At 35.2% G+C, this 21,341-nt stretch carries 22 protein-coding genes and 4 tRNA genes; 2 read left to right on the top strand and 24 right to left on the bottom strand.

What is annotated here, in order from left to right; translation table 11 throughout:
* Window positions 1-301: 301 nt before the first annotated feature.
* On the top strand, window positions 302-1,180 hold the full coding sequence (locus VB264_RS09995; RefSeq protein WP_323248967.1) for a MerR family transcriptional regulator: 879 nt from the start codon (window positions 302-304) through the stop codon (window positions 1,178-1,180).
* Between the two features lie 187 nt (window positions 1,181-1,367).
* Here the strand turns inward: VB264_RS09995 and nusG are convergent, their stop codons facing one another.
* The 10 genes from nusG to VB264_RS09945 all read right to left on the bottom strand — a co-directional run bounded on the left by nusG (window position 1,368) and on the right by VB264_RS09945 (window position 7,290).
* Complete coding sequence (gene nusG / locus VB264_RS09990) at window positions 1,368-1,919, bottom strand: transcription termination/antitermination protein NusG (RefSeq protein ID WP_309915013.1); 552 nt, start codon at window positions 1,917-1,919, stop codon at window positions 1,368-1,370.
* Between the two features lie 100 nt (window positions 1,920-2,019).
* On the bottom strand, window positions 2,020-2,205 hold the full coding sequence (secE, locus tag VB264_RS09985; protein WP_309915010.1) for a preprotein translocase subunit SecE: 186 nt from the start codon (window positions 2,203-2,205) through the stop codon (window positions 2,020-2,022).
* Between the two features lie 159 nt (window positions 2,206-2,364).
* A tRNA-Trp gene (locus tag VB264_RS09980) sits at window positions 2,365-2,435 on the bottom strand.
* Window positions 2,436-2,556: 121 nt separating this feature from the next.
* A complete protein-coding gene (tuf, locus tag VB264_RS09975; protein ID WP_323248964.1) occupies window positions 2,557-3,744 on the bottom strand; it encodes an elongation factor Tu in 1,188 nt (395 codons plus the stop codon).
* 160 nt (window positions 3,745-3,904) lie between these two features.
* A tRNA-Thr gene (locus VB264_RS09970) sits at window positions 3,905-3,976 on the bottom strand.
* A 113-nt stretch (window positions 3,977-4,089) separates the two neighbouring features.
* A tRNA-Gly gene (locus VB264_RS09965) sits at window positions 4,090-4,162 on the bottom strand.
* Window positions 4,163-4,236: 74 nt separating this feature from the next.
* Window positions 4,237-4,319 (bottom strand) — tRNA-Tyr (locus tag VB264_RS09960).
* 227 nt (window positions 4,320-4,546) lie between these two features.
* On the bottom strand, window positions 4,547-5,755 hold the full coding sequence (locus VB264_RS09955) for an outer membrane beta-barrel protein (RefSeq protein WP_323248962.1): 1,209 nt from the start codon (window positions 5,753-5,755) through the stop codon (window positions 4,547-4,549).
* Window positions 5,756-5,914: 159 nt separating this feature from the next.
* The gene (locus VB264_RS09950) at window positions 5,915-6,715 is read right to left on the bottom strand and encodes a hypothetical protein (RefSeq protein ID WP_323248960.1); all 801 of its coding nucleotides are present in this window, start codon (window positions 6,713-6,715) and stop codon (window positions 5,915-5,917) included.
* A gap of 26 nt (window positions 6,716-6,741) precedes the next feature.
* A complete protein-coding gene (locus tag VB264_RS09945) occupies window positions 6,742-7,290 on the bottom strand; it encodes an RNA polymerase sigma factor (RefSeq protein WP_407654651.1) in 549 nt (182 codons plus the stop codon).
* Window positions 7,291-7,494: 204 nt separating this feature from the next.
* Here VB264_RS09945 and murI point away from each other — a divergent pair, with 204 nt between their 5' ends.
* Window positions 7,495-8,301: a glutamate racemase gene (gene murI, locus VB264_RS09940; RefSeq protein ID WP_323248956.1), complete on the top strand. Its 807-nt coding sequence runs from the start codon at window positions 7,495-7,497 to the stop codon at window positions 8,299-8,301.
* A 273-nt stretch (window positions 8,302-8,574) separates the two neighbouring features.
* Here the strand turns inward: murI and VB264_RS09935 are convergent, their stop codons facing one another.
* The 14 genes from VB264_RS09935 to nrfD all read right to left on the bottom strand — a co-directional run bounded on the left by VB264_RS09935 (window position 8,575) and on the right by nrfD (window position 21,291).
* Window positions 8,575-8,844 (bottom strand): hypothetical protein, encoded by a 270-nt coding sequence (locus tag VB264_RS09935; protein ID WP_323248954.1) that lies wholly within the window; start codon window positions 8,842-8,844, stop codon window positions 8,575-8,577.
* A 21-nt stretch (window positions 8,845-8,865) separates the two neighbouring features.
* A complete protein-coding gene (locus tag VB264_RS09930; protein ID WP_323248952.1) occupies window positions 8,866-9,402 on the bottom strand; it encodes a DUF420 domain-containing protein in 537 nt (178 codons plus the stop codon).
* A gap of 25 nt (window positions 9,403-9,427) precedes the next feature.
* Window positions 9,428-10,153, bottom strand: coding sequence for an SCO family protein (locus VB264_RS09925; protein ID WP_323248950.1), 726 nt, complete (start codon window positions 10,151-10,153; stop codon window positions 9,428-9,430).
* 101 nt (window positions 10,154-10,254) lie between these two features.
* Complete coding sequence (locus VB264_RS09920) at window positions 10,255-10,572, bottom strand: cytochrome C oxidase subunit IV family protein (RefSeq protein ID WP_323248948.1); 318 nt, start codon at window positions 10,570-10,572, stop codon at window positions 10,255-10,257.
* A gap of 27 nt (window positions 10,573-10,599) precedes the next feature.
* A complete protein-coding gene (locus VB264_RS09915; protein WP_323248946.1) occupies window positions 10,600-11,358 on the bottom strand; it encodes a cytochrome c oxidase subunit 3 in 759 nt (252 codons plus the stop codon).
* A gap of 52 nt (window positions 11,359-11,410) precedes the next feature.
* Window positions 11,411-12,004 (bottom strand): cytochrome c oxidase subunit 3, encoded by a 594-nt coding sequence (locus VB264_RS09910; protein WP_309914978.1) that lies wholly within the window; start codon window positions 12,002-12,004, stop codon window positions 11,411-11,413.
* A 30-nt stretch (window positions 12,005-12,034) separates the two neighbouring features.
* Window positions 12,035-12,922, bottom strand: coding sequence for a heme o synthase (cyoE, locus tag VB264_RS09905; protein WP_323248944.1), 888 nt, complete (start codon window positions 12,920-12,922; stop codon window positions 12,035-12,037).
* 38 nt (window positions 12,923-12,960) lie between these two features.
* Window positions 12,961-13,944 (bottom strand): COX15/CtaA family protein, encoded by a 984-nt coding sequence (locus VB264_RS09900; RefSeq protein ID WP_323248941.1) that lies wholly within the window; start codon window positions 13,942-13,944, stop codon window positions 12,961-12,963.
* A gap of 150 nt (window positions 13,945-14,094) precedes the next feature.
* The gene (locus tag VB264_RS09895; protein ID WP_323248939.1) at window positions 14,095-15,978 is read right to left on the bottom strand and encodes a cytochrome c oxidase subunit I; all 1,884 of its coding nucleotides are present in this window, start codon (window positions 15,976-15,978) and stop codon (window positions 14,095-14,097) included.
* Between the two features lie 35 nt (window positions 15,979-16,013).
* On the bottom strand, window positions 16,014-17,120 hold the full coding sequence (locus tag VB264_RS09890; RefSeq protein WP_323248937.1) for a cytochrome c oxidase subunit II: 1,107 nt from the start codon (window positions 17,118-17,120) through the stop codon (window positions 16,014-16,016).
* A 92-nt stretch (window positions 17,121-17,212) separates the two neighbouring features.
* The gene (locus tag VB264_RS09885; protein WP_323248935.1) at window positions 17,213-18,544 is read right to left on the bottom strand and encodes a quinol:cytochrome C oxidoreductase; all 1,332 of its coding nucleotides are present in this window, start codon (window positions 18,542-18,544) and stop codon (window positions 17,213-17,215) included.
* Between the two features lie 79 nt (window positions 18,545-18,623).
* Window positions 18,624-19,241, bottom strand: a complete 618-nt coding sequence (locus tag VB264_RS09880) for a c-type cytochrome (protein WP_323248933.1) — start codon at window positions 19,239-19,241, stop codon at window positions 18,624-18,626.
* 56 nt (window positions 19,242-19,297) lie between these two features.
* Window positions 19,298-19,822, bottom strand: a complete 525-nt coding sequence (locus VB264_RS09875) for a DUF3341 domain-containing protein (RefSeq protein ID WP_323248932.1) — start codon at window positions 19,820-19,822, stop codon at window positions 19,298-19,300.
* A gap of 59 nt (window positions 19,823-19,881) precedes the next feature.
* Window positions 19,882-21,291: an NrfD/PsrC family molybdoenzyme membrane anchor subunit gene (gene nrfD, locus VB264_RS09870; protein WP_309914956.1), complete on the bottom strand. Its 1,410-nt coding sequence runs from the start codon at window positions 21,289-21,291 to the stop codon at window positions 19,882-19,884.
* Window positions 21,292-21,341: the final 50 nt, after the last annotated feature.

Here is a 21,341-nt window from a genome sequence, read left to right as displayed (position 1 = left end):
AATTCAATTATATCATTTATACCATTCAAGCTTTAGTCAGACATTGAAGCTGTTTAAACTTTCCGTTTCTTAGGTGAAAGTATTGTATTTTTGAATTGATTTTTTCAAAATCTGCGAAGCATAGCATCGCTACGTTGAGAAAATTTTGGAACAAGCTATTCTAAAAGACTTAGTTTAACCCGAAAGGGAAAGTTTAAACAGCTTCACTATAAAATTATTGAATGCCAATGGTTTTTAAACAATGTGATTGTTTGATTTGAATTTCGATTGTAGTAAGTTATCAAGCCATTTAGCCAACACGATGAGCATTTATTCTATAAAAGACCTTGAGCAGTTATCTGGAATCAAGGCTCATACCCTGAGGATTTGGGAGCAACGGTATGATATTTTAAAACCAGAAAGAACAGACACTAACATTCGAACTTATGATAACAATGATCTTAAGTTGGTGCTGAATATTGCGCTATTGAAGGCACATGGTCATAAAATTTCTGAGATTTCAAAAATGGCTTCCGACGATATGTCAAAAGAAGTATTATTGATTTCAGAAAAACAATTGAGTTATCCAGAACAGATTCATGCCCTGACGATCTCTATGCTTGATTTAGACGAAGAAAGGTTTGAAAAAATTATCAGTACCAATACGCTCCAATTTGGTTTTGAAAACATGATGATTAATATCATCTTTCCCTTTTTAAGTAGAATTGGCACCTTATGGGTTACGGGTTCTGTTAATCCTGCACAAGAGCATTTCATTGCTAATCTAATCCGTCAAAAGCTTATCGTTGCGATTGATGGTCAATTGCCTTCGCTAAGGGTTGGAGCAAAAAAATACTTGCTTTTTTTACCTGAGGGAGAAATGCACGAAATTAGTTTATTATTTGCGAATTATATCATTCGTTCCCGACACAACAAAGTTATATACCTTGGTCAAAGTTTACCTTTTAGCGAACTTACTTTTGCCCATAAGGTACATAAACCAGATTATTTATTAACAATAATAACAGCTGTACCTTCGCAAGACGAAGTTCAGAAATATGTGTACCGATTAGCAAAAGAATTTCCTGATTCAAAGATTTTATTATCTGGTCAGCAGGTAGTAGCACAAGACATTATTTGTCCAGATAATGTAGATATTTTACCTCAGATTAATCATTTAGTATCAATAGCTTCTGAATAATGTTTTTAAAGGTGCTTTACGGCCTTTTCTTAGTAAGAATACCCTCTAGTATTATTATTCACAAAACAACCTCGACAATATACCAAAATGGGCAATTCTCGAGGTTATTTTATTCCTGACATTCAGCATAAACAAAAAGAGGAATATCTATGATAGATATTCCTCTTTTTGTTTATGTTGCTATTGATTATTTTTCTACTTGAGAATAGTTCAATTCAACCGGAGTATTACGGCCAAATATTTTAACCATAACATTCAACTTTTTCTTATCATCAAAGATTTCTTCTACTGAACCTTCAAATCCGGAGAATGGTCCATCGATAACTTTGATAGTTTCGCCTTTAGAGAACGACGTTGGTGCTAATTCTTCAACCGCCACAGCCTCATCCATTTTACCTAAAATACGTTTTATTTCGCCAGCACGCAATGGAATAGGTGTTTTTGATGTCTTACCATCATTCCAGCTTAAAAAGCCAATAACACCCGGCATTGATGTAATTAAGTGAGCTACTTCACCATATTTAATATCTGCTTCAACAAAAATATATCCAGCAAACAAAGTTTTCTCACGCACGGTTTTTTTACCGTTACGCATTTCAAATATTTTCTCTGTTGGAATAATAATCTGTGGAATATAATCCTGAAGACTTTGTCTCGTAATTTCATTTTCGAGATAAGTCCTTATTTTCTTTTCTTGCCCTGAAACTGCCCTCAGAACGTACCAATTAGTCTCTGCCATTGTATGAGTATAAATTTCGGTTTGCCATGATAGATTTTGAATTGATGTAACATCCCAACAGATTTATCGCTAAATCCGCATTCCGAAACTTCAATTAAAATTATTGATAGAAATACTCTAATCCAGACTTGAAAAGAAAGTCAATCATACCAACCACCAATGCAAAAATTAAAGATGCCACTAATACAAGTGTTGAACTTGCCTGTAATTCTGAAAATTTAGGCCATGTTACATTTTCTGTAACTTCTGTCCAAGACTCTTTAACAAGTTGTTGTAATTTGTTCATGGTTTCTATTGTTCGTAATTAAACTACTAATTTATATTATTTATAAAGCAAAAATGTGGTGCTTATAAACTTTTAAGTTCCAATATTTTAGGCTTTAAATTTAGTACATTTAAACAATGTAAGTAAAATTAAAATCTAAAACTTGGAACTTAAACTAAGCACGGGAACAAGGATTCGAACCCTGATCAAGGGTGTTGGAGACCCGCATTCTACCATTGAACTATTCCCGTGTAAATCGACTGCAAAGATAGTTGTTTATCCTAAACTTGCAAAAAAAATACTGACAAATTTATTCTAAAAAAAGAGAGCGTTACATATTTGCAACGCTCTCAATCTATTTTTAGCTAAAAATTAGTCTAAAATTTCAGTTACCTGACCAGCACCTACTGTACGTCCACCCTCACGGATAGCGAAACGAAGACCTTTGTCCATCGCTACTTTGTTCAATAAAGTTACTGAGATAGTTAAGTTATCACCAGGCATACACATTTCTACTCCTTCTGGCAACATGATTTCTCCTGTTACGTCAGTTGTACGGAAATAGAACTGTGGACGATATTTGTTAAAGAATGGAGTGTGACGACCACCTTCTTCTTTAGACAAGATATAAACCTCAGCTTTGAATTTAGTGTGAGGCTTCACAGAACCTGGCTTACAAATAACCATACCACGACGGATAGATTCTTTGTCGATACCACGTAATAATAAACCTACGTTATCACCAGCTTCACCACGGTCAAGGATTTTACGGAACATCTCAACACCAGTTACAACTGATTTCAAGCCTTCAGCACCCATACCTAAGATATCTACTGCTTCACCAGAGTTGATGATACCAGTTTCGATACGACCAGTAGCAACAGTACCACGACCTGTGATCGAGAATACGTCTTCAACTGGCATCAAGAAAGGCTTATCAACATCACGCTTAGGAAGTGGAATCCAGCTATCAACAGCATCCATTAATGCATCGATAGTAGCAACCCATTTCGGCTCGCCATTCAAACCACCTAATGCAGAACCTTGGATTACTGGAATGTTATCTCCATCAAATTCATAGAATGATAACAATTCACGGATTTCCATTTCTACTAATTCTAACAATTCTGGATCGTCAACCATATCCACTTTGTTCATGAATACAACCAATTGAGGTACACCTACTTGGCGAGACAACAAGATGTGTTCACGAGTTTGTGGCATTGGACCGTCAGTTGCAGCAACTACGATGATAGCACCATCCATTTGAGCAGCACCAGTTACCATGTTTTTCACGTAATCGGCGTGACCTGGACAGTCAACGTGTGCATAGTGACGGTTAGCTGTTGAATATTCTACGTGAGCAGTATTGATAGTGATACCACGCTCTTTTTCTTCAGGAGCCGAGTCAATTGATGAGAAATCTTTTTTCTCAGCAAGTCCTTTTTCTGACAATACTTTCGTAATTGCAGCAGTCAATGTAGTTTTACCGTGGTCAACGTGACCGATTGTACCAATGTTTACGTGGGGCTTACTACGGTCAAAATTCTCTTTTGCCATGATATTTAGTTCTTAATTAGTTTTATTTAAATAATTGTTTGATACTTTTTACATTTGAAAACTTGAGGATTTGAATATTTGAAAACATTTTAACTTATTCTGTAAAAACAACAAAATAACTTTCAAATCTTCAAATTAAAACAATCTTCAAATTGATTCGAGCCTTTGAGCAGAATCGGACTGCCGACCTCTTCCTTACCAAGGAAGTGCTCTACCACTGAGCTACAAAGGCATTTTCAGAAACCTAACCCTTAGAAATTATAAGAGGTTAATTGTTAATCGTTTTTAGCTAAACTAATAACTATTAACTAATTAACAACTAACCACTTACTATTGTTCCCTATGAGCGGGAGACGGGGCTCGAACCCGCCACCTATAGCTTGGAAGGCTATCGCTCTACCAAATGAGCTACTCCCGCTTACTCTTATAATAGTGAAGATGATTGAGTATTGAATTTTAAACGTTTATTTAAATATTCACTCATTCAAATCGTGGGGGCGGATGGATTCGAACCACCGAAGGAATACTCCAGCAGAGTTACAGTCTGCCCCATTTGGCCACTCTGGTACACCCCCATTTTCTCTACTTTTGAACTGCTTTCGTTTAGCGTTCTGGTGAAAGAGTGTGCAAAGGTAAGTTTATTTTTTATTTTGTCAAACGTTAAATAAAAAAAATTTTACTTTTTTTTCGCAAAAAATTCTAATTCATTGATAATTCGACAGTTACAAAATTGGCATTTATTGAATATTTTTGATTTAAAATATCCAATAAATGCCAAGCTCAATTAATTATAATCTTTAACTTATAATCTTATTCCGAAACTTACTCCACTAATGCCCGGTCCTCTACCATCTTGATACAATTTGTTTAAATCATAGTTTACAAACAAATCAGGGAAATTTTTCAATCCTAATTCAAATGCCAAACCATAACGAAGATTATTCAAATAGAAGCTACTATGGTTCCATTTCTTAGCACCACTATCTTCTTCTTTCGTTTTTGTATAGCTGTCTATTCTATAACCTACGTATCCACCAGCAGCAATGTAAGTAACTACACTATTCTTTCTGAAAGCCACATAAGGCATTATCGGAATGTTGATATTAGCAACTGTTAATTTATTTCTCGAAAGTGGAATTACATTACCTGCAGCGTCTTTATAGTTGGCAAACTCTATATTGTTCGCTCCTTTAACTAGATAGTTATTGTTTTCGAACATATAGTTGTTCCATGATACTTCAAGGCCATAGCTTATCTTCAAAGCCGCTTTTGTACCCTTACTAATCATACCGCTTCTTGTCCAACCAAAACCAAAATATCTTGACCCGAACGGACTTAATTCAAAATCCTTGGTATTATATATTCCTGAGATACTTCCAGTGTTAGCAAAGCTATTAAAGCCAAAGTAAATATTGAATCCTGAGCGACTACTAAAACCTTGTTCTCTTCTATTAACTTTAGCTGTATCTTTCAACATCACTTTTACTTCGTCATTACCATCTTTTACCAGTACTCCGTTCCAGCTTACATGTACTTCTTCATTACCATCTTTTACGTGTACACCACCTAATCCAATTTTTACATTAGCACCGCTATTTCCATTGGATACGTTTCTATTAGATGATTGATTAACGCTAGTATTGCTATTTCTTGCAGTATCATCTGTTTTACCATTAATCGCCACATTGATACTCTTATTGTTTTGGACAATTACCAATACTGTATCTTTATTCAATTCGCTATTTACTACTCTACGGATTCCTTTCCATGTTTCGTCGTCAAGGTTCATTCCGTTCTTTTGAAATAACTCCTGTAAATCTTCTTTTAAAGACCTGTTCGGATTTTTACTGTTTAGTAATGTTTGGTTACGCTTATCGATATTTATTACGGTTGAATCCTTTTCGTTCGAGTTAGCCAAACTTTTAAAACTTGTTATTGAGATAACAAAAAATGATACGATTATTGAAAAAGTAATTTTGCTCATCACTCTCTTCATTTGGTACGTTTCCATGGCGATTTTATTTATTGTTTTAGGTTTTTTAGAGATTTCTTTCCCCTTAATTCTAGCCCTGCATGCCTTGGTTTTGAATTAAATTAGTAGTTATTCTAAAAACTTGTTGTTTGAATTTAAGATGCAATTGCTTAAGTTCGGGTTGCATCAATTATTTTTTTATTTTTCTGTTTCTTCTCCTTTTGTCAGTGCATTCTCTATTTTAGCATCTGCTCTGGCCAATAGCTTTTGGGGCTTAAATCCAACTTCTTTCCAATCTACATTCTCACCATTTTTAGCTCTTTTCAACTGTTGCCAGATTCTATTAAACTTGCTAGGTTTTCTGTTAGTACTTTCATCCAATGGCGTAGTTTCTGCTACAGCCTCCGTTGGTGTTTCTATCAGATTCAATACTATGGTTTCTTTCTCTGCTTCTTTGCTCACTTTAGGGGTATTATCAACTACTAAAACAATTGTGCTAGGCGCTATCTCAGGTTTTGGTATTTGTATTGGTGCTATGTTTTTAACCAATACTGATTCATCCTTATTAGTACTCATTAAATTTTTCTCAGCACTCGTCTTGTCTGTTCTAATTGCCTTTTCTGTACTAATATCAGTCACTATCATTGTTCTAGACTTTTCTGTAGCATTGCTTGCGATTGAAATATTATCATGAGCAATTGGCGAGGCTATATTTTTCGTTTCTTCACCTGTTTTCTTTTCAGTTGAAATTGTTTTTGTTGGGTTAGAAGCCATCTTAATAGCATTCAAATCTTTCGGAGCATTCATCCAATAAATGCCCGAAGCCAGCAATAATGCTACCGAAGCAGCCGACGCATACCGCCACCACAATGGTATCAGTTTGCTTTCTTGTTTATCTAGCTTTGCTTGTAGTTTTTCCCATGCAACAGTACGCGGCTGACGCTCGTATTGCTGTAGTCGTTCGGCAAAAAACTTATCGATATTTTCTTGACTTTTCATATAATTTTCGATTAATCAAAATCGAGTTAAATCGTTTGAACTACTGCATTTTGTAAAATTACTCTTGCCCTTGATAGTTGCGATTTTGAAGTACTTTCCGTAATTCCCAATTGTTCCGCAATTTCTGCATGAGAATACCCCTCTATCGCATACAAATTAAATACTGTTTTATAGCCTGTCGGCAACTTCTCAATCAACTTTAGTAAATCTTTTGTTTCAAGGTCTGTCCTAAATTGTTCTGGTTCGGGTTCGTAAAGAATTTGATCATAACTTACTTCAAATTGGGCTTTTTTATTACTTCTCAGATACATCAATGATTCGTTCACCATTATCCGTCGAATCCATCCTTCAAAGCTTCCCTCCAATTTAAAACTATTAATTTTATCAAATACTTTCACGAAACCTTCAATCATTATTTCTTCCGCCTCAAACTCATCGTGTACATACCTAAAGCATATCCCCAACATTTTTGGGGAATACTTCTCGTACACTCTTCGTTGGGCCTTTGGGTCGCCTTTTTGACAAGCTTTCACTAATGCCTCTTCAGTTTGAAATAAAGTAATCAGTTTCACGATATAAAGTCTGGTTTAGCTTTTTTATAAATCTGCGGTTCAGAGCAATTTGTTTACTTAATTACTTTCAAGATGAAATATACTAATGAAAGGTTGCACGATAAATATTGAATATTCAAATTTGTAAACAATAATTGATTTTCTTTACTAGATATTATTCATAAATAGCTTATAGCCCATATTTTTTTTATTTTTAATCTTTTTTCTATGAATTCTTCTGCTGCGATAGGCATTTTTGATAGCGGTATTGGTGGCTTAACAGTGGCTCATGCCGTAACCAAGTTACTTCCTAACGAAAACATCATTTACTTCGGCGACACTGCACATTTACCTTATGGCGATAAATCTGCTGCAGCCATTCAGGCTTATTCTATCAAAATTTGTAATGTCTTGTTGCAACAAAAATGTAAAATCATTTTAATTGCTTGCAATTCAGCCTCTGCCGCTGCTTACGAACTTGTAAAAGAATATGTTGGTAGCAAGGCTAAGGTAATGAATGTAATTGACCCTGTCGTTAATTATTTATCAGAAAACTATGCTGGGAAAACCATTGGCTTGATTGGTACTAAACAAACCGTGAATTCTAATATTTATCGAAAAAAAACTGATGCCCTTGAAAAAGATATTATACTAAAATCACTGGCTACGCCTTTGCTAGCTCCGATGATTGAAGAAGGTTTTTTTAATAATAATATTTCTGAAAGTATTATTCAGGAATACCTAAAAAATGAAGAATTAGCTGATATCGAAGCCTTAATTTTGGGTTGTACCCACTACCCTTTAATCAAAAAACAGATTGAAAATTATTATAAAGATTCTGTAACTGTGCTCGATACCTCTGAAATCGTTGCTAAATCTGTTGAAGAGTTTTTATCTACCAACCATGCTTTGAATGGCTTAAATGCATACATCAAACATTTTTATGTTTCAGACTATACACAATCGTTTGAAACATCTACTAAAATCTTTTTTGGTGAGCAAATCCGCTTAGAATATTATCCTCTTTGGGAATAAACATGAGTCATCCCAAATTTTCTCTAAAAATAGTGAGTTTTAGATGATTTTAAGTTTTTGTAATTTATTCTCGTCCTTACTTTTTGCCTTGATGCAAAAAGTAACCGCAACGGCGGACCGTAAAAAAATCAAGAATTCCTAATCGCATCGGCGAACCGACTCGCTATCGCTCAAACAGTAGGAATTCGTTTTGCATCAATCACAAAAAAGCGGTCAAAAAACTAATTTTGACCGCTTTTTTGTGATTTTAAAATTCGGGATGACTCATGTTTATTAACTAAAAGCTTTTCTTAATCGTTGTCTCAAAATAGTTTGAGGCGACATATTCTTCTTTGAACTCTTCCACCATAAATAACCCACTACTGCCACTAATAAATACGGTGCTATGAGCAAGTATAAAATAGCAAAGTTTAAGTTTGATGCTATTTGGCTTCTACCATTTGAAACGGTACTTTCTACGGTCATTCTGCACATAGCACATTGTGCCAAACTCATTGATACCGAAATCAAAAATATAACTGAAGTTAAAACGAATTTTTTCATAAGTTTTTTCTGTAATAACGATTACTTGTAATACGGTGAAATCATTAAGTAAACTATCACACCCGTTACTGAAACATATAACCACATTGGAAAAGTAAACTTCACAATCTTTTTATGCAATTCAATCTGGTTACTCAAGGCATAATACATCGCTCTTAGCACAAACCATACTACACCAATAGATAAACCAATATGCGAAAGTAAAAAGAAATAATATACAGGTCTAATAAATCCTTCGCCTCCAAAAGGTGTATTATCGTTAGATACGTGATATAATATATATAAAACCAAAAACAAAGAACCTTGTATAAACGACATAGTCATCATTTTTTGATGCCACTTTATATTATTATTTTTAATGAAGATAAAACCAATAATTAATGTAATAGAGGTAGTTGTATTGAGCACTCCTATTACGTGTGGCAATATTTTTGTCCATTCACCTAGATTGATTCTTTGGGGTAATCCTATAAGTATTGCAACAGCTACAGGAATAGCAATCGACAAAATACTCAATAGCTTCTCATTCTTTTCGTTTTTTTCTACCACTAAACTCATTGTATTATAGATTTTCTAATTCAACTCAACTATTTGTTTCGTAAATTTTTAATAGTACTCTCATTTCTAAAATTAGGCGATCTACATCTTTTTTGTCAGTACCATCATAGAATCCTCTGATATGCCCTTCTTTATCTACTAATATTAACTTTTCAGAATGGATAAATGTTTCATCAGGATTCTTAATTGCTTTGTCATATTCTGAAGCATCCGCTACTGGAATAAAATATCCTTTAACAGCCAACGGATATATTACTTTTTTTTCTCCCGTCAAAAAGTGCCATTTACCCTTAATAGCATCATACTCTTGGGCATATTTTTTAAGCTTCTCTGGTTCATCGTGTGTAGGGTCAACCGAAATAGAAACAAAATTCACTTCATTGTTCTGTGAAAATGTATCTTGTACTCTGGTAAGTTGGGTTGACATTTTAGGGCAAATAGAAGTACATCTGGTAAAGAAAAAATCTGTTACATATATTTTCCCTTTTAGGCTTCTACTTGAAAAAGCTGTCCCATTTTCATCTATCAATTGCCAAGTAGGTATCGTATGAAATACAGTATCCATTTCTGGCTGGTTCCAACGTGGATTCGGATTCTTCTTCAACATTACATTGCCTGTGGTAGAATCCGTCAGAGGAATCATATAGGGCAACTCATAATGGTTTTCCCCAAAACCCTTTAAATATAAAAAAATTAAAGCTGGAACAACTAACGCAGTGATTAGGATTCCAGCTTTCATAGACTTTTGCATGATTGTTTTCTTTAATCATTCTCCATGTTTAGTGTTGAGTCAACCTAAAACATAAGTGGATAATCACTTTTTCAAGCAATTATCCACCATAATTTGTTATATCAATAAAGGTGACCACCTTCGTAAATCAACGCTGTTAATAACCACGCCACAAATACTACGGGTATTAAAATAGCCCAGATAAGGGTTTTTACCTCATGCTTTAAGTGCATAAATTCACCCACAATGAAAAAAGCTTTAACTATTGTCATTCCAGCAAAGATAGCAACTCTTAAATGGTTAGCTGGCATAACAAAAGCAATTATGAATTCAATTACTGTTAATACCAAAAGAATAATAAATGTATTCCAGATTGCTTTAGTTTGTGGAGGTAGTATTACTTTTTCCTCTGTATGAGACGAATGAACGTGTGATGCCATTATATTATTAGATTAAAAGTTATCGAATTATACTAGATAGAAGAATGTAAATACAAACACCCAAACTAAATCTACAAAGTGCCAGTAAAGACCTACTTTTTCTACCATTTCGTAATGCCCACGACGTTCGTATAAACCTGTTGCTGTATTAAAGAAAATCAAGATATTTAAAATAACACCTGAGAATACGTGTGTCCCGTGGAATCCAGTAATAAAGAAAAATAAATCTGCGAATGCAGGAGGACCATAAGGATTACGTGTTAGGTTAGCACCTTCGATAGGGTTGCCTAAAGCATCTGTAGCTGCTTTAGCTAAGTCCGCAGGGCCATGGATAAAGTGCGTCCATTCCCAAGCTTGAGAACCTAAGAAAGTAAAACCACCAAGGATTGTCCAAAGCATCCATTTCTCAACATCAGCACGGTCGCCACGGTGACCAGCTTCTACCGCTAATACCATTGTAACAGAACTGAAAATCAAAATAAATGTCATGATACCCACAAAAATTAATGGAGCTTCAATACCATGTAAGAATGGAACCGCTTCGAAAACTTTGTCTGGGATTGGCCAGTGCGTAGTAGAAAAGAAAAACTTTTCATGTGCACCAGTGTATGCTTGCTGACTAAAGCGAATCATACCATAAGTTACCAATAGGGCAGAGAAAGTGAACGTATCTGAAAGTAAGAAAAACCACATCATTAGTTTTCCGTAACTAGCTTTCAAAGGTTCTGAACCACCCGACCATGTCAATTTTTCAGGAACGGCAGTAGCAGCGTGTAATGCAGACATCTTTTATAATTTGGGGTTTATTATTATTTAAAAGTTCGCTAATTTAAACAGATTAACGATTAAAATACAAGAAAAAGAATAAATACAACCATAGGATATCCAAAAAGTGCCAATAAGTAGCACATAATTGGATTCTAGTAAGGTTTTTTGATTCAGCAGTAAACTTGAATGATGAAATCAAAGATACTAGTAATACTATTAAGCCAGAAAATACGTGTAAGCCGTGTAAGCCCACTAAAACATAAATCCATGAAGACGCTACATCGCTTCCAGCAAAATATAATTGATTCTTAATTAAATCAGAGAAACCAATTACTTGGGTCACTAAAAAAGTCAACCCGAACACAAAAGTAATAGAAATTGCTGTTTTGAGTGTACTGAATTTATTTTTTTTTGCAGCACTCACTGCTAAAATCATCGAAATACTACTTACAAACAAAATAATAGTTGAATACCAAAAGATTTGAGGCAACTCAAACTCATGCCATCTTCCTTCTGCTTTTCTTACTAAATAACCTGATGTCCAACCTGCAAACATCATCGTTATTGAAACTATCGCTAGCCAAAGCATAAACTTCTTTGGGTTCATCGAGAGCGTTTCTTCGGGCTCTCCTAGCTTTATATTGGCTAAATGTTCTTGTGTCATTATTTATTAAATGTCAATTCTAAATCAAAATTATACCTTGTCCATCAAAAAAGCTATCTGCACAATTGGCAAATATATAAAAGAGCCAAACATCATCATCAAAGCGGCTTTATCTGTTGGTTTAGACATCAAATAGAATGTCTGAGATAAAAACAATACACCACACAATACGGCTACCATAGCAGAATTGATGCCCGTCATGTGCAAAAGATAAGGAACAAACCCACAAGGAACTAAGAAGATGGTGTACATCATCATTGTTAAGGCCGTTCTTAAGTCTTTGTGTCCGTTATTAGGCAACATCTTAAAGCCTGCTCTTTGATAGTCTTCATCAGCTACCCAAGCAATAGCCCAGAAGTGCGGAAACTGCCAAAAAAATTGAATGGCAAATAAAATACCTGGCTCCAAGCCAAAATGATTAGTAGCTGCAACCCAACCAATCATCGGAGGAAAAGCCCCTGGAAAAGCGCCTACAAATACAGAAATTGGCCCTACTCTTTTCAAAGGAGTGTAAACGAAACCATACAATAAAAAGCTTAATAAACCCAGTAAGCCTGCTTTGTAATTAAATTCAATAAAAAGAATATAGCATGAAATGATGAGCAAAACGATACAAAACACTGTAGCTTCATTTACCGACAGTCTTCCTGTAGGCAAAGGCCTATTTTGTGTCCTTTTCATGAGCTTATCCAGTTCTTTTTCTTTAATCTGGTTGACAATATTGGCAGAACCAGTAATAAAAAAACCACCCAAGCTAATCGCTATTACTTTTTGCCAATCAATATGGTCAACAGCTAAAGAATATCCAAAGGCACCCGAAAAGGCTACTAAAGCCGATAATCTAAATTTTAATAACTCGTAATAAGCTTTTACTTTTAAAGCTATTCCTATTGGAATATTTTCTTCTTTTGAGATCATTTTACTAGCATGAATATCAAATATTCATTTTAATATAATTAATTCTTTACTATGCTTAGTTCAGTTCTTGCTTTGAAAACACGTTCTGAATTTGTTAACAAGTAAATGATAAATTGAATACCTAAAGACAATATCGCAAGCGTAAGGTGAATGGGCTGAATATACGCTGGTACACCAAAATAAGCCATAATAATACCCGATAGCACTTCAATAACAACGATAACCAACAAGGTTAGCATGAATTTGTAAATCAGTCCTTCTGCATTAATATTTTTCTTTAAATGAACAATTAAATACACATGCAAGGCCAGAATAAGCAATGAATATGAGCGGTGAATCATAAAAGGTAAGCCCATTTGCTCAATCCATGTATTTCTATCATAACCAAACAAAGGATTGGCAATTACTTTATCTATTGCCTCTCGTACTTGTGTTCCTAATAATACTTGTGAGGTTGAAACGACCAACGTCAAAATCAATAGACGATTTAAGGTTGATTTATTTTCAATTTTTTCTACTTTAATTACCTCAGACCACGCTCTGGCAATCGAATATAACAATACAAATACTACTAAAACGGCTAATAACATGTGTAAAGTTACTACACCGGGCTTTAAAAATGAATCAACTACGTATTTTCCTAATGCTCCGTTGGCTCCTATCAAAATAACTCCTAAAAATGATAAATAAACGATTACCCTATCTTTCTTGAAGTAATAGTAAATTGATGCTATAAATGTGGCAAATACTACTAACCCCGTAAACGCTCCTACTAATCTATTAGCATATTCAATCCATGTTTTTGTTGCATTGAATTCTACTTCTCCATGCAACTTTTCGGCATAAATCTCTTGGTAATTAGGTGGTAATTGGCTTACGTCTGTTGGTGGCACTAACATTCCAAAACATTTTGGCCAATCAGGACAACCCATTCCCGAACCCGTACTTCTCACAATTCCACCTGCCAACACTAACAGATAAATAGTAATGATTGTTAATATCCCTAATTTTCTAAAAAGCATTATTAGAATATTTATGACATTGATAAAACAAATTCATTCAACATGATTATTACTCCAACTGAATGATTCTTCTAAAAAGAAAAATTGAGAATATGTTAATTTAAGGCGACCTAAATTAACACATTCTCAATCTTAGAGGTTTTTTACATCTTAGTGACTGTAAGATGAATTTTGAATATCTAATAAATCTTCAATATCCTTTTCATGCGCAATTTCTTCATTTTCCTCTGGTAAGTTAGATTCAGGTGTTGCTGAATATGGAACGTTCTGAGGGATGAAATCTACTGCTGAACCTGGCTTGCTATAGTCGTAAGGCCAACGATATACTGCTGGAATCTCACCTTCCCAGTTACCATGTCCTGGAACAACTGGAGTAGTCCACTCTAAAGTTGTTGAATTCCAAGGGTTCAGAGGAGCTGTTTTTCCTTTGAAGATAGAATATACAAAGTTGATTACAAATATCACTTGTGCTGTAAATGTTAAGATAGCTGCAATTGAGATAAACATGTTCATATCAACAAATGCTTCCATTCTACCATTACCTAATGCTGTAAATGAATAATAACGACGTGGGAAACCTGCTAAACCTACATAGTGCATTGGGAAGAATACGCAATAAACACCGATGAAAGTCGCCCAGAAGTGAGCATAACCCATATTCTTGTTCATCATTTTTCCGAACATCTTAGGGAACCAGTGATAAACACCTGCCATTAATCCGAAGAACGATGCAGCACCCATTACTAAGTGGAAGTGAGCTACTACAAAGTAAGTATCGTGTAAGTTAATATCTAAAGCAGCGTTACCAAGAATAATACCTGTTAAACCACCTGAGATAAACAATGATACTAGACCAATAGAGAACAACATCGCTGGTGTAAAAATGATATTACCTCTCCAAAGTGTTGTGATATAGTTAAATGCTTTTACTGCTGAAGGTACTGCAATAATCAATGTTAGGAACATAAATACTGACCCTAAGAATGGATTCATACCTGTTACGAACATATGGTGAGCCCATACAATAAATGCAAGCATTGTAATACCCATCATTGAACCAATCATCGCACGGTAACCAAAGATTGGCTTACGAGAGTTAGTAGCAATAATTTCAGAAGTGATACCCAAAGCTGGAAGTAATACGATGTATACTTCAGGGTGACCTAAGAACCAGAATAAGTGTTGGTATAAAATAGCCGAACCACCTACGTTTGGTAAAGCTTCACCACCGATATAGATTTCTGACAAGTAGAATGATGTACCAAAGCTACGGTCGAAAATCAATAATAACGCTGCTGATAATAATACAGGGAAAGATAAAAGACCTAAGATAGCTGTAAAGAAGAATGCCCAGATAGTCAAAGGTAATTTAGTAAATGACATTCCACGTGTACGAAGGTTAATAACAGTACAAATGTAGTTAATACCGCCCATTAACTGAGAAACGATAAAGAACGTCATACTTGTCAACCATAATGTCATCCCTAAACCAGAACCAGGCATTGCTTGTGGTAATGCACTTAGTGGTGGATAAATTACCCAACCGCCAGATGCAGGCCCTGTTTCAGTAAACAATGAAGCAAACATGATAATAGATGCTAAGAAGAAGAACCAATATGATAACATATTGATAAAGCCCGAAGCCATATCTCTTGCTCCAATTTGAAGAGGAATCAAAAAGTTTGAGAACGTACCTGATAAACCTGCTGTCAATACAAAGAATACCATGATGGTTCCGTGCATTGTTACAAGTGCTAAATAGAATTCTTTTTCTAATTTTCCATCTACAATCCACTGACCTAACACTGGCTTTAACCAAGTTAAATCCATATTAGGGAAACCTAATTGTAAACGAAATATGATTGACATAGCACCACCAAAGAAAGCCCAGATAATACCTGAAATTAAGTACTGCTTTGCAATCGTTTTGTGATCCTCTGAAAAAATATATTTTTGAACAAAGCCTAACTCGTGATGCTCATGTTCATGCTCGTGTGCATGAGCGTCTGTAGCGTTTAGTGTCGCAGTTGCCATAATTAATAAAAATTTATTCTTTTTGAATAACTAGTTTAACGTAAAGATGCCATTCCAGCTGTGGCTGTTTCTGTAGCTGTTGTACTGTCTTTTTCTGCAGCAGGAGCTTCAATGTATTTTTGAGCTTTTGCTTTGAATTTTTCAGGTACTTTAGCTAAATAATCAGGATTTTGTGTTAAAAACGGCTTTTGTTGTTTACACCATGCAGCATAATCAGCTGGCTCATCTACAAAAACTGTAATTGACATCCCGAAGTGACCACTTCCACAAATTTCAGTACAGTTTAACTTATAGTTGAAATCAGGATTTCCTGTTTTATAACGCATCTCTTCTGTAGAAATCGTAGGTAAAAACCAGAATTTTGTAGGCATCCCAGGCACAGCATCCATTTTAACTCTTTGATAAGGTAGATACACTGAGTGTAATACATCTTGAGCTTTGATTTTCAATAATACTGGTACTCCTTTAGGAATGTGCATTTCATTGGCAGTAAAATCATCAAATGATTTCTCATCTGTAAAGTCAATCCCAACGCTATTTGTATTGTCGATTAATTTGTAATTATTATTTCCTAATTTATTATCGTCATTACCTGCATATCTAACATACCATCCAAATTGGTGACCAGTCACTTCAATCACTACAGCATTATCTGGTGCTTGTGAAGTAATGTCTCTCCAAGTTCTCCAGCCTGTAAATACTAGTACAGCCATTACGATAGCTGGAATTACAGTCCAAATAAGTTCAAGTTTATGGTTAACAGGATAGAAAGTAGCAATCTTTCCTTTTTCGTAACGATAGATAAATGGGAAGATAAACAAAAGTGCATTCGTAACAAAGAATGCGAAAGTAATTACTCCCATTGAAATCCAAAACATACTATCTGTTTTCACACCATGTTCTGATGCGGCAACTGGTAAAAAGTCTGGTCTTGCGTGGAGAAACGACCATGCAGCACCAATAGAACCTAAAACCAAGAATATAATGAACCCAATTGCATTTAGATTGTTAGCGCCATCAACTGGTACATCAGAGTCAATATCTTCTCCTTTGATACCTTTTGATAAAGCCATACTCTTGCTGACAATCATAATTGCCAAAATCAAGAATATTACTGACAAAAGTCCTATTAAATACGTCATGTTCGTAAACAAATTTTAATTATAAATTCTTAATAAAATGTTTATCAAAAATGTTTTCTGTGATAAAACATTTTTTTTTAAAATCAAAAAAATTAAATATCGTGGTGAAGCGCTTCTTCCAAGAATGGGTGGTTTTTAGCAATCAAAGATGCTTTTGTTAATTCATTTGATATAATGTAAATGAATGCAGAAGCAAAGATTGTAACCATTCCAAATTCTACTAGTCCAAATCCACCGTGTGGGCCAAGTACTCCTGGCATAATCATTTGATAGAAATCTAAATAATGACCTACCAAGATGAAGCAACAACAGATTTTCAAGAAAATAGCTGTTCTTTTTGCATCACGCGTCATCATTATTAAGAATGGGAAAAGGAAGTTGAATACTACGTTCAAAATCTCTGTAGCTTTATAAAGCTTGTCGTGTCCTTCCCAACGTTCTAAGAAATAGATAGTTTCTTCAGGGAAGTTAGCATAGTAAATCAACAAGAATTGCTCGAACCAAACATAAGTCCAGAAGATAGAGAAAGCAAACATGAATTTACCCAAATCGTGTAAATGGTTAAAGTTCACATATTGCATATAACCTTTATCTTTCAATAACAATACTGTTAAAGTAATCGTAGCTAAGCCCGTAACATGCCATGAAGAGAACATATACCAGCCAAACATCGTTGAGAACCAGTGAGTATCGATAGACATAACCCAGTCCCAAGCAGACATTGAACTTGAAATACCCATTACAACAATGAATCCAGTAGCAATTTTTACCATATCGTAAAAATTATTAGTCCCACCGTTTAAATCTTCATCAATCGATTTTTTACGCATCCAGTTCCAAAGAACTAGCCAAAGCACAAAGAATACAACCATTCTTCCTAAAAAGAACCCAAAATTCAAATATCCTGATTTACCAGCGATAATTTTATCATAGTGTTCACTTGCAGGGTCAGTAATTCCATGGTGCATCCAGTGAAAAATAACGTCTCCTTTAAAAAGGAATGTTAAAATCAAGACTGGTCCTGTTATCATCAAAAAGCGTGGAAACGCTTCTGGTACTCTTTTTAATACTGATGACCAACCCGCTTTAGCAAGGTATTGAATTGAAACGAAAAACATACCGATTACAGCAATACCTGTAAAATATACTCCGTTCAACCAAAGATTTGCCCAGATACGGTTTGTCCAATCGTAATCTCCATGATGAGAAACTGCTCCGCCAGAAAGGTGTTCTCCGTGCTCAGCACCATGTTCAGCAGCTGCTTGAACTACTTCGTGCCCTTCACCACGTGATAACAAATAAATTCCAACTAGTAGAGCTACAACTCCAGCCACAAAAGCATAAATGATTCTCTTGCGACCCTCCGCCGTGAACTCAAAATATTCTTCGACGTTAGCTGGGGAAAAATGTGAATGTCCCGCCATTATACTATAAAGTTTGTAAGTTTGATTTTATTCTTTTAAAGAGTTTACCCTGAAACTCCGAAATGATTTTTAGCAAATACTATTGCTTTTGTAATTCATGAACATACAATACAATTTTCCAACGATCAGCAGAAGAAATCTGTGAACCATGAGCCCACATTCTACCTTTTCCATGCGTGATTGTATGATAAATATGTCCATCATTTACACCTTTCAAAGCATCAGATGAATATACAGGTACCCCTGCATACTTTTTACCTACAAGGCCATCACCTTTTCCAGCTTCACCATGACAGTGCTGACAGAATCTTTCATATTGTTCTTTACCAGCTTCAATGTTTTTTTCTGTAGGAGCAAATGGGTTTGATAATAGAGCCTCAGAAGAAGCCATATCTCCAGATTTGATATTACGAGCAATCAAATCCATCTGAAGTAATTTAGCATTCACAGAATCGCTTTGTGCTTTACCAAAATTACTACGAGGTACAGTTCCTTTTACAGGCAAACGCATATTCATTCCATAAGGGTTGATATGGTTTGTATCTCCTTCAGACTGTGACATTGGCTCGTATCCTACTGAATGATACATATTTGGAGCAAACTCAGTCCCTGGATCGTTATGTTTGTCTTTACAAGCAGTTAGTGATAATGCGATGACCCCACTTACTAAAAGACTTTTTGTTTTGTTAGTAAACATAATTTTAGAAATATTTTTTTCGTCAATCACTTAAAAATCATTTCAAGTGACATAAACTAAAATTGCTTAACGTTCACTTCGATTGCACCAGTTGCTTTCAAAATTGATTCGATTTCTGATTCTGACTTTTTATTATTTGCCATATTAACAGTCAGAATAAATTTATCATCTGTGCTTCTTAAATCGAAAGTTCTTGGGCTTTTCCCTGGCCATAAGCTGTTTGATACCAAGAAAGTACCCACCATACCAAAGGCAGTAAACAATACAGTACCCTCAAATGAAACTGGAATCCAGTCTGGCAAAGCAAAGAAGTCTTTACCCCCAATAATCATTGGCCAGTCGAAAACCATTGTATAGTTTATCAAAGAGAATATACATGTTAGTCCTAAACAGCCAAACAAAAAGGCTGCTATTGGAATACGAGTACGAGGGTGACCAAGTGCCACGTCTAACCCGTGAATTGGGAATGGAGTATAAACTTCTTCAATCTTTACACCGCTTTGTTTTACTGTGGTTACAGCATGTAAGACCTCGTCGTCATCATCATATACTCCTACTAAATATCTTTCTGTTGAATCCATTGTTTGAAACGTTATTCTGTTATTGTGATTTGTACTTTAGTAAAATGATTAACTAATTACTAATGAACATTTTCTTTAGATTTTTCTCCGTCTGGTTTCTTCTTGAAAGGATAGTTAGTAGAAACACCTTTCATTACTGACTTAACCTCGAACATATTAATTACTGGCAAGAATTTCGCGAATAAGAAGAACAACGTAAAGAATAAACCGAATGAGAAAATATAATCACCAATATCATACATTGTTGGCGAGAACATAGCCCAAGAAGAAGGGATGTAGTCACGGTGTAATGAAGAAACGATAATTACAAAACGCTCAAACCACATACCGATATTCACAATCACAGATAAGATGAATGATACAAGAATACTTGTACGTAATTTTTTGAACCAGAAAAGTTGTGGAGAAATTACGTTACAGCTCATCATCATCCAATATGCCCACCAGTAAGGACCAGTAGCACGGTTAATAAAACAGTAGCTTTCGTATTCAACGCCTGAATACCAAGCGATAAAGAACTCAGTTAAATAAGCAATACCTACAATTGAACCAGTTACTGTAATGATGATGTTCATCATTTCAATGTGTTCAATCGTAATATAATCTTCTAATTTAAATACTACACGAGTAATCAACAATAAAGACTGTACCATGGCAAAACCAGAGAAGATAGCACCCGCAACGAAGTATGGAGGGAAAATAGTAGTATGCCATCCCGGAATTACTGATGTTGCAAAGTCCATTGATACAATCGTGTGTACTGAAAGTACAAGTGGAGTAGAGATACCAGCTAAAATCAAAGAAACGTATTCATAACGTGCCCAAGTTTTTGCTGAACCATTCCAACCTAAACTGAACAAACCGTACCAGAATTTTGAAGCTTTAGTTTGCGCTCTGTCACGGATAGTAGCCAAGTCAGGAACAAGTCCTAAATACCAGAATACTAAAGATACAGAAAGGTAAGTTGAGATAGCGAAAACGTCCCAAACTAATGGAGAGTTGAAGTTTACCCAAAGAGAACCAAATGTATTTGGTAATGGTAATGCCCAGTGGAATAACCAAGGACGACCCATGTGAGCCAAGATAAATGATGCAGCACAAAGTACGGCAAAGATTGTCATTGCTTCCGCAGCACGGTTAATAGATGTTCTCCATTTCTGACGGAACAATAGTAATACAGCAGAAATCAACGTACCAGCGTGACCAATACCTACCCACCATACGAAGTTGGTAATATCCCATGCCCAGCCTACTGTTTTGTTTAAGCCCCAAACTCCGATTCCTTGCCACCATGTCCAGAATAGACAATAAGCACCGTAAGCAAAAACTACGAGAGATACTCCAAAAGCAATTTTCCATTCTTTTGTTGGAGCCCCTTCTACTTGCTTACAAATATCATTTGTAACGTCGTGATAAGATTTACCGCCTGAAACGAGGGTTTCTCTTATGGGTGATACTACGTGCGACATATTTTAATATTTGATAGTTTTAATTTCAATGATGGATCAAAAAAAATGAT

This window comes from Arcicella aquatica (genome assembly GCF_034928825.1).
Taxonomy (GTDB): domain Bacteria; phylum Bacteroidota; class Bacteroidia; order Cytophagales; family Spirosomataceae; genus Arcicella; species Arcicella aquatica.
The sequence above is the reverse complement of the archived record's forward strand: the minus strand, read 5'-3'. Positions and strand labels throughout refer to the sequence as shown.